Here is a 14,094-nt window from a genome sequence, read left to right on the forward strand (position 1 = left end):
GGATTGGGCTTTTTTTTATCAAGAGTTCAGCGCTGTGCGCGTAGCACCGGTATGTTCTGTCAGGCGGATGGCCAACGCCACGCCTGCCGCTACGGTCGCCAGCGCCACCACACCAGGCCAACCAGCAAGGGTGTAAAGTTGACTGCCGAGCGCGGAGCCTAATGCCATACCGATAAATACGACGGTGAAGAGCAGGGCATTCAGACGACCGCGTGCCTGTGGCTCGAGGCCATAAACCAGATTCTGATGCGCCACCAGGCTGGACTGCAGGCCGAGGTCAAAGCCCACGGCTGCGACAGCAATCAGGATCAGCTGGCCATGCAGGCCAAGCAGCGGCAGCAGGAACATCAGTGCGAAGGAGACGGTTACCAGCGCCGCGCCCAGTTGAGTCACTTTTCCGGCACCCAGCTTGTCAGCCAGTCCGCCTGCCAGCGGTGCAGCCAATGCGCCCGCGGCACCGGCAATACCGTACCCGCCTGCCACCGCACTGCCTAACTGATAATGTTCCATCAGCATCACCGCCAGCGTCGACCAGAAGGCGCTGAAGGCGATGGAAAGAAAACCCTGCGCCAGCGCCGCACGGCGCAATGTCGGATAGCGTTGCCACAGGTGCGCCATGGAGCGCATCAGTGCCGGGTAACTCAGGGTCGATGAGACCGTGAAACGAGGTAACACAATCCACATCACGGCGGCGATAAAGGCAATACTGCCTGCCGCCAGCTGGTACATCACGCGCCAGCCGAAAGTTTCACCCACCACGCCGCTCACCGTCCGGGAGAGCAGGATCCCCAGTAACAGGCCGGTCATCACCGTGCCGACCGTTTTCCCCTGTTTACCCTCAGGCGCAAGAATGGCGGTGGCGGGAACGATATCCTGGGCCATGGTGGCGGCCATCCCAATCAGCAGGCTAACCAGCAGCAGGGAGTGGATCTGAACGGTCAGACTACAGGCCAGCAGCAACAGCGCCAGCGCGACACTTTTCAGTACGATCAGTGTCCGACGATCGTGGCGGTCGCCCAGCGGGAGCAGAAACAGGATCCCCAGCGCATAGCCTGCCTGGGTAAGAGTCGGCACCATTCCCATGCCCTCGATGCTGAGATGCAGGTCGTTGCCCATCAGTGGCAGCAGCGGCTGGGCATAGTAAATGGCGGCGACGCTAAATCCTGCGCCAATGGCGAGGATAAAAATGATCCAACGACTGACGGCCTGGGTTGTGGTGTGAGTGTTCATAGTCGGTTCCTTATTTCGGGTGTGGCGCTATTCTTTCGCAGCCCGGCTTGCGGTGGTAGCAGGCGCAGTGTTAAAACACTTATACGTGTAACGTATAAGTGAATTGAAAATGAAGCGCACTGACCGTATAGACAGAGTTGAGCTGATGCGTACCTTTGTGCGTATCGTTGAGGCCGGGTCGCTCTCCGCCGCTGCCGTGCAGATGAGTACCACCCAGGCGACGATAAGTCGTCGATTACAGTCGCTGGAAACGCTGCTAGGGGTTCGCTTGATCCTGCGCACGACCCACGCCATGAAGTTAACGGACGACGGTGAGCGCTGCTATCAACATGCCCGACGCGTGATTGATAGTTGGCTGGCACTGGAAGATGACGTGGGGCATGCGGAAGATGAACCTGTCGGCGTGCTGCGGGTTCGTGCGCCGCATGCCTTTGGTCAGGAGCAACTGCTGGAGCCGTTAACCCGGTTTCTGCTGCGCTACCCCAGACTCAACGTTGAGTGGATGCTGAACGACCGCTCGGCTGATTTTCTCAGTGACAATATCGATTGCGCCATCCGCGTGGGAACGGAGATTGACCCGGCGACGGTGTCGGTGCTGCTGGCTGAAGTGCCGCGTTGCATTGTCGCCTCGCCTGAATTGCTTGCCCGCCATGCCCCGGTCCATCACGCGGAAGATCTCTCGGCGCTGCCGTGGGTGGCGCTGAATACCTTTTACCGCGAGCATATTGAGCTGTTTAACGACGTGACGTTACCTCCGCAGCGCATCGCTATAGCCCCGAGGCTGAGCACCGATAGCCTGTACGTGGCGCGCAAAAGTGCTCTGACCGGGCTGGGCGTGGCGGTGATATCAAGCTGGACGGTTGAAGAGGATATCCGCGAGGGCAGGCTGGTGCATCTGCTGCCTGACTGGCAACCTGCCGCGTTACCCGTTCATCTGGTCTATCCGTGGTCGCGGTATTACCCGGCGCGATTACGCCGATTTCTGGAGATGATGCGTGACGTCATGCCGGAAATTGCCGGGATGCGCAGGCCAGAACAACAGAAATAAAAAAGCCGACCCGGAGGTCGGCTTTTAACGTGCTGGAGGCTTACTCAGCAGACTGTGGACGCGTTGCAGGCGCAGTGGCCTGGTGCGAAGCACTGTGGCCGCCAGCAGAACCTTTACCTTCAAAATCGAAGGCTGGGCGTACCCAGTCGCTCTGACGTGGTGCGTCAGGAACATAGTCCGGTGCCGGCGCACGGGTCATTGGTGCAGTAGCAAAATGACCCTCTGCATTCACCTGAGCGGCGGGTGCAGGCTTAACGTCCACTTCCGCTGCTTTCACTTCAGCAACTTCAGGTTTCACTTCAGCGACAGGTGTCGGTGCAACGGCAACAGCGATTTCCGGCTGAACGTCAGTTTCAACGGCTACATCCGCGATGTCCTGCTGTGGTTCGACAGCAACTTCAGCAACCTCAACCGGTTCGACAGGCTGGACTTCTTCCACGACCTGCTCAGCAACCACCACATCTTCAGCAGCGATGATCTGCGGCTGGGCGGTAACAGGAGCAGCAATCACTTCAGGATGCGCGGTCTCAACAGCGGCGACCTGCGGCTCCGGGATGGAGACGGCAGCTGCTTCAGTAACGACCGCATCGGCGACCGGCATCACAGGAGTAACCGTTTCTGGCGCGATGTTCTGCCCGTCGAACTGCTGTTCCTGAGGACGGGCAACCGGGTAGCGGATCCAGGCTTTACCTGATGCCATTTCTGGTGATGCACAGGCAATCGCCAGCGGCATTGGAGACTGGAGCGGGTAACGCTCGTCACGATAACGACGACGACGCTGACCGCTGACGCGCAGGTGACGCGGAGAACGACGTGAACGACGCGGCATACCGGTGTTATCGCGATTTTCAGCGTTATCTTCCTGCTCTGGCGCACTTTCGATTACTGCAGGCAGGTCAATTTTAGCGAGTTCAGTGCTCTGCGCAGGCTCAGCGTGTGGTGCAACGGCTTCAACAGCCATCTCTTCTGCCTGAGACTGGAAACGTACTTTCTGGCTAAGCTGGCGCGGTTTACGGCGCGGCATAACCTGAACGTTTTCTTCCTGCTCGGCATCCTGCACTGGCTGCTCTTCTCGACTCAGCTCTTTCGTTTCTGGCTGTGCCTGGCGTTTGTCATCACTGCGACGACGGTTGCGCTCGCGGCGCGGTTGCTGCTCATCACGCTGTCTGGATTTTTCAGCCTCGTCACCTACCGGCTGGCGAACTTCGCGCTCTTCCACGTTCTGCTGTGGTTTTTCGCGGCGATTGCGGCGGTTATCATCACGACCTTCACGGCTTTCACGACCTTCGCGGCTCTCACGATTGTCACGGTTATCACGGTTGTCACGATTATCACGATTGTCGCGACCTTCACGGCTTTCGCGGTTCTCACGGCCTTCGTTATTATCGGAACGGCCATCGCGGCGCTCATTGCGGTCACGGCGGTTGTTCTGACGCTTACGACGATCCTGTGAGCGCTCTGGCTTGACTTCTTTTTGCTCTACAGGCTCAGTGACAGGGGCAGCTTGTGGCTCTTCACCGGCAAACATTTTCTTCAGCGCACCAAAGAAACGGCTCAGCAGGCCCGGTTCAGCAGACGCGGTGCGGGATTCTGCAGCCGGTTTCTGTACCACAGGTTGAGTCTCAACGCTTTCCTGGGCAGGGGCTGGAGGCGCCTCTGGCATCACAAAAGCGGCCAGCGCAGGTTGCTCAGGCAGTTTGCGCTCGTTGTACTCTTCCTCGGATGGCAGTGCCATTTCTTCTTCATGCAGCTTTGGCAGCATGTAGCTCAGAGTGGATGTCTCTTCGCCTTTGCGCACGCGCAGCACGGAATAATGTGGCGTTTGCATCTGGTCGTTAGGAACGATCACGCAACGTACGCCACCCAGGCGGGTTTCGATTGCGCTCACCGCTGCACGTTTTTCGTTCAGCAGGTAGGAAGCGACCGGCACAGGCACAATGGCGTGAACTTCTTTGGTGTTCTCTTTCAGCGCTTCTTCTTCAATCAGACGCAGAATAGAGAGTGCCAGCGACTCGTTGTCACGCACGGTACCGGTGCCGCTACAGCGCGGGCAGACGTGGTGGCTGGATTCACCCAGTGACGGGCTCAGACGCTGACGGGACATCTCCAGCAGGCCAAATCGGGAGATATGGCTGATCTGGATACGCGCACGGTCTTGACGAACGGCTTCACGCAGACGGTTTTCTACCGCGCGCTGGTGGCGCACTGGCGTCATATCGATGAAGTCGATAACGATCAGGCCGCCCAGGTCACGCAGACGCAGCTGGCGAGCAATCTCGTCTGCTGCTTCAAGGTTGGTGTTGAACGCCGTTTCTTCGATATCGCCGCCGCGGGTTGCACGCGCGGAGTTAATATCGATGGCGGTCAGCGCTTCGGTACTGTCAATAACAATCGAACCACCGGACGGCAAACGGACTTCGCGCTGGAAAGCGGATTCGATTTGCGACTCGATCTGGTAGTGGCTGAACAGCGGGATTTCACCGGTGTACAGTTTGATTTTGCTGGTGAAATCAGGACGACCCAGCGCCGCGATGTGCTGGCGAGCCAGCTCAAGCACTTTCGGGTTATCAATCAGGATTTCGCCGATGTCCTGACGAAGGTAGTCACGGAAAGCACGCACAATAACGTTACTTTCCTGGTGGATCAGGAACGGAGCAGGGCGGCTTTCTGCCGCTTTCTGAATGGCTTCCCAGTGCTTCATACGGAAGCCCAGATCCCACTGCAGCGCCTCGGCAGATTTGCCAACGCCTGCGGTACGGACAATCAGGCCCATGCCTTCGGGTAGTTCAAGACTGCCCAGCGCTTCTTTCAACTCGGTACGGTCATCGCCTTCGATACGGCGGGAGATACCACCCGCACGCGGGTTGTTAGGCATCAGGACCAGATAGCTGCCGGCCAGACTGATAAAGGTTGTGAGTGCAGCGCCTTTGTTGCCGCGCTCTTCTTTATCGATCTGCACAATAACTTCCTGACCTTCACGCAGAACATCTTTGATGTTCGGCCGGCCATGGGCGTTATAGTTGGAAGGGAAATACTCGCGAGCGATCTCTTTCAGTGGGAGGAAACCATGACGCTCAGCACCGTAATCAACGAATGCGGCCTCAAGGCTTGGTTCAATGCGGGTGATTTTACCTTTGTAAATGTTCGCTTTTTTCTGTTCGTGTCCAGGACTTTCGATATCCAGATCGTACAGACGCTGCCCATCCACAAGGGCGACACGCAACTCTTCTTGCTGAGTTGCGTTGATTAACATTCTTTTCATCGTAACTTACTCATTATTCTTACATTGACGACTAAGCTGCGGGCAAGGTGACGCTTTCCGGGGTATGAACCGATGGCCTCGTGTCTATTGACGTCGCCAACCTCACGGTTGTCGTACGCTTAAGAGGCGCAAAGTGTCGGTTGCCTGTATTTCATACGGAAATACAGCGCAATTATCAGGGGAACAGCCTGGGTAAAACTCTCCAGAGAAGATTCCATTTACCGGTAAGTACTGCAACCCGCAGCCCGCTAACTGTCTGAAAGATCAATACGTCTTACGCCATTGCTGCGTGGATGATCGGTCAGACAAAATTGGTCATTCCGCCTTATCCTGACAAAACCCGGATTTAACGCGGAAAACTGAATCATTATTCCATTGCTAACCGGGTTATAGCAAGATGACTTTTACCAATTATCACCCGGTTACTCACAGTTTCTTCACTTCATTGAGGTGATTGGTTTAATAACCATCAAATCGATTGCGTGCGATAAACCGTTACCGGGTAGAAGTAAATATAAGCATAGAAAAATGAGTGGCGCTAATGGCTGGCGATAATTAGAATCGCCCACCATGAAAACAGAGACTCCAACCGTAAAAATGGTTGCCATTACCGAAGATGAAGCGGGGCAACGAATCGACAACTTTTTGCGCACCCAACTGAAAGGCGTGCCAAAGAGTATGATTTATCGCATCTTGCGTAAGGGCGAAGTGCGGGTCAATAAGAAGCGCATTAAACCTGAATACAAACTTGAAGCGGGAGATGAAATTCGCATCCCGCCCGTTCGCGTCGCTGAACGTGAAGAAGAGGCGGTATCGCCGCATCTCAATAAAGTGGCGGCCCTGGCGAATGTGATTTTATATGAAGACGATCATATTCTGGTGCTGAACAAACCGTCAGGCACTGCAGTTCATGGCGGTAGCGGATTGAGCTTCGGCGTGATCGAAGGTCTGCGCGCCCTGCGCCCTGAGGCACGTTTCCTTGAGCTGGTTCATCGTCTTGATCGCGATACTTCCGGCATATTGTTGGTTGCCAAGAAACGTTCAGCCCTGCGTTCGCTCCATGAGCAGCTGCGTGAAAAAGGGATGCAGAAAGACTATCTGGCGCTGGTGCGCGGGCAGTGGCAATCCCATGTCAAAGTGGTGCAGGCGCCGCTGCTGAAGAATATTTTGCAAAGTGGTGAGCGCATCGTTCGCGTCAATCAGGAAGGCAAACCGTCTGAAACGCGCTTCAAAGTTGAAGAGCGTTATGAATTTGCGACTCTGGTACGCTGCAGTCCGGTGACCGGACGTACTCACCAGATCCGCGTTCATACCCAACATGCAGGCCATCCAATTGCCTTCGACGACCGCTACGGCGACCGTGAATTCGATAAACAACTGGCAGGCACAGGTTTGTCACGACTGTTCCTGCATGCCGCTGCGTTGAAGTTCACCCATCCGGGGACGGGCGAAGTGATGCGTGTTGAAGCACCGCTGGATGAGCAACTGAAGCGTTGTCTTAAAGTTCTGCGCGGAAATTAATGCCGGGTGGCGCTGCGCTTACCAGGCCTACATTTCCTCGTAGACCCTTGCAAGCGTAGCGCCGCCGAGCGTTAGGCCATTAACGGATTCATGTGCTCGCGGCGCAGCATCTGGCACAGCGCAATTAACGGCAATCCGACCAGTGCATTAGGATCCCGCCCGTCCAGTTTGTCGAATAATGCAATCCCCAATCCTTCACTCTTAAAGCTGCCTGCACAGTTTAATGGACGCTCTTTTCGCACGTAATCTTCAATCTCTTGCTCGCTGAGATGGCGGAAGTGAACATCAAAAGGTTCGCATTCGGTCTGTAAATGGCCGGTAGATGCGATATACAGGGCCAGGCCAGTGTAGAAGGTCACAATACTGCCACGCGCCTTCAGCAACTGCTGGCGGGCATTCTCTTCGGTATGCGGTTTGCCGGTAATCTCGCCGTCCAGGACGCAAACCTGATCGGAACCTATAATCAGATGGTCAGGATAGCGCCCAGCGAGGCTCTGCGCTTTTTCCTGGGCCAGACGGACCACCAGATGGCGCGGCGATTCACCGGGACGTGGGCTTTCATCGACGTTCGGCGCGGCACATTCAAACGGCAGTCCGAGTTTTTCCAGCAGCACACGGCGGTAGGGTGATGTGGAGGCAAGAAGAAGATTTGGCATATTTTTTTCACCAGATATAGCGTATCGATGCCAGCCATTTTAAACTACGTGCCGCAATGTGTGCGAATAATTGGCGAAAGGCAGCCCGAGGTTGCCTTTTTCTTTGACTCTATGACGTTACAAAGTTAATATGCGCGCCCTATGCAAAAGGTAAAATTACCCCTGACTCTTGATCCGGTTCGTACGGCTCAAAAACGCCTTGATTACCACGGTATCTATACCCGCGATCAGGTTGAGCGTATCGCCGAATCCGTAGTCAGTGTGGACAGTGATGTGGAATGCTCCATTTCGTTCGCTATCGATAACCAGCGCCTTGCCGTTTTAACCGGTGATGCAAAGGTATCGGTAACGCTCGAGTGTCAGCGTTGCGGGAAATCGTTCCCACTTCATGTTCACACAACATATTGTTTTAGTCCTGTTCGTTCCGTCGAGCAGGCTGAAGCACTGCCGGAAGCGTATGAGCCGATTGAGGTTAACGAATTCGGTGAAATCGATCTGCAGGCATTAGTTGAAGATGAAGTCATCCTCACTTTGCCGGTGGTTCCGGTGCATGATTCTGAACACTGTGAAGTGTCCGAGGCGGACATGGTCTTTGGGGAATTGCCTGTTGAAGTGCAAAAACCAAACCCATTTGCCGTATTAGCCAGTTTAAAGCGTAAGTAATTAAGGAGTAAGGTCCATGGCCGTACAACAGAATAAACCAACCCGTTCCAAACGTGGCATGCGTCGTTCCCATGACGCGCTGACCGCAGTTAACCTGTCAGTAGACAAAACTTCTGGCGAGAAACACCTGCGTCACCACATCACTGCCGACGGTTTCTACCGTGGCCGCAAGGTTATCACTAAGTAATCACGCGTTTGCGTGATTAGGCTTAGTGAGGGTTTCCCCGTGCAAGCGGGGATATACCTAACCAGGCTGTGACGATACCTTGACACGTCTAACCCTGGCGTTAGATGTCATGGGGGGCGATTTTGGCCCTTCTGTGACAGTGCCTGCAGCATTGCAGGCACTGAACTCTAATTCGCAACTCACTCTTCTTTTAGTCGGCAATCCCGACACAATCACGCCATTACTCGCAAAAGCTGACTTCGAACAACGTTCGCGGCTGCAGATAATTCCTGCCCAGTCAGTTATTGCCAGTGATGTCCGGCCTTCGCAGGCCATCCGCAACAGTCGCGGCAGTTCAATGCGTATTGCGCTTGAACTGGTAAAAGAAGGACGCGCGCAGGCCTGCGTGAGCGCTGGTAATACCGGCGCGCTGATGGGGCTGGCAAAATTACTGCTCAAGCCTATTGATGGTATTGAGCGCCCGGCGCTAGTGACGGTATTGCCTCACCAGCAAAAGGGCAAGACGGTGGTACTCGATTTGGGGGCCAACGTCGATTGCGATAGCGTAATGCTGGCACAATTTGCGGTGATGGGCTCGGTGCTGGCCGAAGAGGTTCTGGGGATTTCCCGTCCTCGTGTGGCCTTGTTGAATATCGGTGAAGAAGAGACCAAAGGTCTCGACAGTATTCGCGAGGCGGGCGAGCGGCTAAAAAATGAGCCGTCCATCAACTATATTGGTTATCTTGAAGCCAACGAATTATTGACCGGGAAAACGGATGTACTGGTGTGTGACGGGTTTACAGGAAACGTCACACTGAAAACCATGGAAGGGGTGGTGAGAATGTTTCTTTCTCTGCTTAAATCGCAGGGAGAGGGGAAAAAACGGTCATGGTGGCTGATTTTATTAAAGCGTTGGCTACAAAAAAGCCTGACGCGGCGATTCAGTCACCTCAACCCCGACCAGTATAATGGCGCCTGTCTGTTAGGATTGCGCGGCATCGTGATTAAGAGTCATGGTGCCGCCAATCAGCGAGCATTTACCGTCGCGATTGAACAGGCAGTGCAGGCGGTGCAGCGACAAGTCCCACAGCGGATTGCCGCTCGCCTGGGATCTGTATTAGCAAAAAGTGACTGAGCGTACATGTATACGAAGATTTTAGGTACCGGCAGCTATCTGCCAAAGCAAGTGCGAACCAACGCCGATCTGGAAAAAATGGTAGAGACGTCTGACGAGTGGATCGTCACGCGTACAGGTATCCGTGAACGTCGTATCGCCGCGCCAGATGAAACGGTTGCCACCATGGGCTTTGAAGCCGCCCAGCGCGCGCTGGAGATGGCGGGAATCGACAAAGAAGACATTGGTCTGATTATTGTGGCGACAACGTCATCGACCCATGCTTTCCCAAGCGCGGCGTGCCAGGTGCAAAATATGCTGGGCATCAAAGGTTGCCCGGCGTTTGACGTGGCTGCTGCCTGTGCAGGATTTACCTATGCGCTGAGCATTGCCGATCAGTACGTGAAATCCGGTTCGGTTAAACATGCGCTGGTAATCGGTGCTGATGTTCTGGCACGCACCTGTAATCCAGAAGATCGCGGGACTATCATCATCTTTGGTGATGGTGCGGGTGCGGTTCTGCTGGGTCAATCTGAAGAGCCGGGCATCATCTCGACGCATCTGCATGCCGACGGCCGCTACGGCGAGCTGTTAACGCTGCCAAACGCGGATCGTGTCAATCCAGACAGCTCTATCTATCTGACCATGGCCGGTAACGAAGTGTTCAAAGTGGCCGTTACCGAGCTGGCACATATCGTTGATGAGACGCTGGCAGCCAACAATCTCGAGCGTTCCGCCCTCGACTGGCTGGTGCCGCATCAGGCAAACCTGCGTATTATTAGCGCCACCGCGAAGAAGCTCGGTATGTCTATGGATAACGTTGTGGTGACGTTGGATCGTCACGGCAATACGTCCGCAGCATCGGTACCCTGTGCGTTTGACGAAGCGGTGCGCGATGGACGAATTCAACGCGGCCAACTGGTCTTGCTCGAAGCCTTCGGTGGCGGTTTCACCTGGGGTTCTGCGCTGGTTCGTTTCTAGTATAAGGATTAAAAAATGACGCAATTTGCTTTTGTGTTTCCAGGCCAGGGTTCTCAGGCCGTCGGGATGTTGTCTGGATTAGCGGCAGAATATCCGGTAATTGAAGAGACCTTCCGTGAAGCTTCTGATGTGCTGGGCTATGATCTTTGGGCGCTGACTCAGCAGGGTCCGGCCGAAGAGCTGAACAAAACCTGGCAGACGCAGCCAGCACTGTTGACCGCATCGGTCGCACTGTGGCGCGTATGGCAACAGCAGGGCGGTAAAGCACCTGCGTTGCTGGCAGGCCATAGCCTCGGCGAATATTCTGCGCTGGTCTGTGCGGGTGTGATTGCGTTTGCTGACGCAGTGCGTCTGGTTGAACTGCGCGGCAAGTTTATGCAAGAAGCGGTTCCGGAAGGGACCGGCGGCATGTCGGCCATTATTGGTCTGGATGATGCGTCTATTGCTAAAGCCTGTGAAGCGTCAGCTGAAGGCCAGGTGGTTTCACCGGTTAACTTCAACTCCCCAGGCCAGGTGGTTATCGCCGGTCACAAAGAAGCCGTTGAACGTGCAGGTGCAGCCTGTAAAGCAGCCGGTGCTAAACGTGCACTGCCGCTGCCGGTGAGTGTTCCGTCTCACTGCGCGCTGATGAAACCTGCAGCAGAGAAGCTGGCAATTGAACTGGAAAAAATCACCTTCAACGCACCAACCATTTCTGTGGTCAATAACGTTGATGTGCAATGTGAAACCGCGCCAGAGGCTATCCGCCATGCGCTGGTTCGCCAGTTGTACAGCCCGGTGCAATGGACCAAAACCGTTGAGTTTATGGCATCGCAGGGCGTTGAGCACCTGTATGAAGCAGGCCCGGGTAAAGTCCTCACTGGTCTGACTAAACGTATTGTTGATACCCTGACCGCGTCGGCCATTAATGAGCCGGAAGCACTGTCAGCGGCACTCGCGCAGTAAGAAGAGGAATACTATGAGTTTTGAAGGAAAAATCGCACTGGTCACCGGCGCAAGCCGCGGTATTGGGCGTGCCATTGCTGAAACGCTCGTCGCGCGTGGCGCGACTGTGATCGGGACTGCAACCAGCGAAAGCGGTGCGCAGGCGATCAGCGAGTATCTGGGTGCAAACGGTAAAGGTCTGATGCTGAATGTGACCGATCCTGCATCTATCGAAACTGTTCTGGGAAACATTCGCGCAGAATTTGGTGAAGTCGATATTCTGGTCAATAATGCCGGGATAACTCGCGACAACCTGCTGATGCGAATGAAAGATGATGAGTGGAACGATATTATCGAAACCAATCTTTCATCTGTATTCCGTCTGTCAAAAGCGGTAATGCGAGCTATGATGAAAAAGCGTCATGGTCGTATTATCACTGTCGGTTCTGTGGTTGGTACCATGGGAAATGCTGGTCAGGCTAACTACGCTGCGGCGAAAGCGGGTCTGATCGGTTTCAGTAAGTCGTTGGCGCGCGAAGTTGCGTCCCGCGGTATTACGGTAAACGTTGTTGCTCCGGGCTTTATTGAAACGGACATGACGCGTGCGCTGACTGAAGATCAGCGTGCGGGTACGCTGGCGGCAGTTCCTGCGGGTCGTCTTGGCGACCCTAAAGAAATCGCCAGCGCGGTAGCATTTTTAGCCTCTGACGAAGCGAGTTACATCACTGGTGAGACTCTCCACGTTAACGGCGGAATGTACATGGTTTAACCACGATTAAAAAGATTTGCGTTATTAGGGTGAATGGCCTCAGAATAACGCAAAATCGTGGTACGACCTGCCGGGATTTAGTTGCAAATTTTTCAACATTTTATACACTACGAAAACCATCGCGAAAGCGAGTTTTGATAGGAAATTTAAGAGTATGAGCACTATCGAAGAACGCGTTAAGAAAATTATTGGCGAACAGCTGGGCGTTAAGCAGGAAGAAGTTGTGAACTCCGCTTCCTTCGTTGAAGACCTGGGCGCAGATTCTCTTGACACCGTTGAGCTGGTAATGGCTCTGGAAGAAGAGTTTGATACTGAGATTCCGGACGAAGAAGCTGAGAAAATCACCACCGTTCAGGCTGCCATTGATTACATCAACGGTCACCAGGCGTAAGTGAGCATCTCCAGGCGGTCATTCGACCGCCTGTGTTTTTTCTTGTGTAGTCCCCCCATTTATTTTTTATCCCTCCCTGGAGGACAAGCGTGTCTAAGCGTCGTGTAGTTGTGACCGGACTTGGCATGTTATCTCCTGTCGGCAATACCGTAGAGTCCACCTGGAAAGCTCTCCTTGCCGGTCAGAGTGGCATTAGCCTAATCGACCATTTCGATACTAGCGCCTATGCAACGAAATTTGCTGGCTTAGTAAAGGATTTTAATTGTGAAGAAATTATCTCGCGCAAAGAACAGCGCAAGATGGATGCCTTCATTCAATATGGAATTGTCGCTGGCGTTCAGGCCATGCAGGATTCTGGCCTTGAAATTACGGAAGAGAATGCAGACCGTATCGGCGCCGCTATCGGCTCCGGAATTGGCGGTCTTGGCTTGATCGAGGAAAACCATACCTCTCTGGTAAACGGTGGCCCACGTAAGATTAGCCCGTTCTTTGTTCCGTCAACGATTGTTAACATGGTGGCCGGTCATCTGACCATCATGTTCGGCCTGCGTGGCCCTAGCATCTCTATCGCGACAGCCTGTACTTCCGGTGTGCATAACATTGGCCAGGCGGCGCGTATCATCGCCTATGGTGATGCAGATGCCATGGTTGCCGGTGGTGCAGAAAAAGCCAGTACCCCTCTGGGTGTTGGCGGTTTTGGTGCTGCGCGTGCGCTGTCTACCCGCAACGATAACCCGCAGGCGGCAAGCCGTCCGTGGGATAAAGACCGTGACGGTTTTGTGCTGGGCGATGGTGCTGGCATGGTCGTACTGGAAGAGTACGAACACGCGAAGAAACGTGGTGCCAAAATTTATGCAGAAATCATTGGTTTCGGCATGAGCAGCGATGCTTATCACATGACCTCGCCTCCAGAAGACGGTGCAGGTGCTGCGCTGGCAATGGTTAACGCTATCCGCGATGCGGGTATCGAACCAGGCCAGATTGGCTATGTGAATGCGCACGGTACCTCAACGCCTGCGGGCGACAAAGCTGAAACTCAGGCTGTTAAGTCTGTGTTTGGCTCTGCGGCCAGCCGTATTATGGTCAGTTCCACCAAATCCATGACCGGACACCTGTTAGGTGCGGCGGGTGCAGTAGAGTCTATCTACTCCATTCTTGCGCTGCGCGATCAGGCTGTTCCGCCAACCATCAACCTGGATAACCCGGATGAAGGTTGCGATCTGGACTTCGTTCCACACGAAGCACGCCAGGTCAGCGGTCTTGAGTACACTCTGTGTAACTCCTTCGGCTTTGGTGGCACCAACGGCTCTCTGATCTTTAAAAAGGTCTGACGCGGTTAGCCGGGTTAGCCACTGAGCTGCCCGGCAAA

Annotated in this window: 13 protein-coding genes; 10 read left to right on the forward strand and 3 right to left on the reverse strand. The window is 54.5% G+C overall.

Annotation, left to right across the window (positions count from 1 at the left end):
• Nucleotides 1-18: 18 nt before the first annotated feature.
• Nucleotides 19-1,230, reverse strand: coding sequence for an MFS transporter (locus M8013_RS20325; protein ID WP_271269578.1), 1,212 nt, complete (start codon nt 1,228-1,230; stop codon nt 19-21).
• A 109-nt stretch (nt 1,231-1,339) separates the two neighbouring features.
• Between M8013_RS20325 and M8013_RS20330 the strand changes: the two genes are divergently transcribed.
• Nucleotides 1,340-2,278, forward strand: a complete 939-nt coding sequence (locus tag M8013_RS20330) for a LysR family transcriptional regulator (RefSeq protein WP_271269579.1) — start codon at nt 1,340-1,342, stop codon at nt 2,276-2,278.
• A 40-nt stretch (nt 2,279-2,318) separates the two neighbouring features.
• On the opposite strand, the gene rne is transcribed toward M8013_RS20330, so the two are convergent.
• Nucleotides 2,319-5,540 carry a ribonuclease E gene (rne, locus tag M8013_RS20335; protein WP_271269580.1) on the reverse strand — a complete coding sequence of 1,074 codons (3,222 nt, stop codon included), beginning with the start codon at nt 5,538-5,540 and terminating at the stop codon, nt 2,319-2,321.
• A 570-nt stretch (nt 5,541-6,110) separates the two neighbouring features.
• Between rne and rluC the strand changes: the two genes are divergently transcribed.
• Entirely contained in the window at nt 6,111-7,061 is a 951-nt protein-coding gene (gene rluC / locus M8013_RS20340; protein ID WP_271269581.1) for a 23S rRNA pseudouridine(955/2504/2580) synthase RluC, read from the forward strand.
• 71 nt (nt 7,062-7,132) lie between these two features.
• On the opposite strand, the gene M8013_RS20345 is transcribed toward rluC, so the two are convergent.
• Nucleotides 7,133-7,717, reverse strand: a complete 585-nt coding sequence (locus M8013_RS20345; protein WP_271269582.1) for a Maf family protein — start codon at nt 7,715-7,717, stop codon at nt 7,133-7,135.
• A 141-nt stretch (nt 7,718-7,858) separates the two neighbouring features.
• On the opposite strand from M8013_RS20345, the gene yceD reads away from it, so the two are divergent.
• The 8 genes from yceD to fabF all read left to right on the forward strand — a co-directional run bounded on the left by yceD (nt 7,859) and on the right by fabF (nt 14,056).
• A complete protein-coding gene (gene yceD, locus M8013_RS20350; protein WP_271269583.1) occupies nt 7,859-8,380 on the forward strand; it encodes a 23S rRNA accumulation protein YceD in 522 nt (173 codons plus the stop codon).
• A 16-nt stretch (nt 8,381-8,396) separates the two neighbouring features.
• Nucleotides 8,397-8,567, forward strand: coding sequence for a 50S ribosomal protein L32 (gene rpmF, locus M8013_RS20355; protein ID WP_271269584.1), 171 nt, complete (start codon nt 8,397-8,399; stop codon nt 8,565-8,567).
• A 79-nt stretch (nt 8,568-8,646) separates the two neighbouring features.
• Nucleotides 8,647-9,681 (forward strand): phosphate acyltransferase PlsX, encoded by a 1,035-nt coding sequence (gene plsX, locus M8013_RS20360; RefSeq protein ID WP_271269585.1) that lies wholly within the window; start codon nt 8,647-8,649, stop codon nt 9,679-9,681.
• Nucleotides 9,682-9,687: 6 nt separating this feature from the next.
• On the forward strand, nt 9,688-10,641 hold the full coding sequence (locus M8013_RS20365) for a beta-ketoacyl-ACP synthase III (RefSeq protein ID WP_271269586.1): 954 nt from the start codon (nt 9,688-9,690) through the stop codon (nt 10,639-10,641).
• Between the two features lie 15 nt (nt 10,642-10,656).
• Nucleotides 10,657-11,586 carry an ACP S-malonyltransferase gene (gene fabD, locus M8013_RS20370; protein WP_271269587.1) on the forward strand — a complete coding sequence of 310 codons (930 nt, stop codon included), beginning with the start codon at nt 10,657-10,659 and terminating at the stop codon, nt 11,584-11,586.
• 13 nt (nt 11,587-11,599) lie between these two features.
• Nucleotides 11,600-12,334 carry a 3-oxoacyl-ACP reductase FabG gene (fabG, locus tag M8013_RS20375; protein ID WP_271269588.1) on the forward strand — a complete coding sequence of 245 codons (735 nt, stop codon included), beginning with the start codon at nt 11,600-11,602 and terminating at the stop codon, nt 12,332-12,334.
• Nucleotides 12,335-12,488: 154 nt separating this feature from the next.
• On the forward strand, nt 12,489-12,725 hold the full coding sequence (acpP, locus tag M8013_RS20380) for an acyl carrier protein (RefSeq protein ID WP_003857954.1): 237 nt from the start codon (nt 12,489-12,491) through the stop codon (nt 12,723-12,725).
• Nucleotides 12,726-12,814: 89 nt separating this feature from the next.
• Nucleotides 12,815-14,056, forward strand: a complete 1,242-nt coding sequence (gene fabF / locus M8013_RS20385) for a beta-ketoacyl-ACP synthase II (protein ID WP_271269589.1) — start codon at nt 12,815-12,817, stop codon at nt 14,054-14,056.
• The last annotated feature ends 38 nt before the right edge of the window (nt 14,057-14,094 follow it).

This window comes from Silvania confinis, from assembly GCF_025564085.1.
In the GTDB taxonomy this organism is placed as follows: Bacteria; Pseudomonadota; Gammaproteobacteria; order Enterobacterales; family Enterobacteriaceae; genus Enterobacter; species Enterobacter confinis.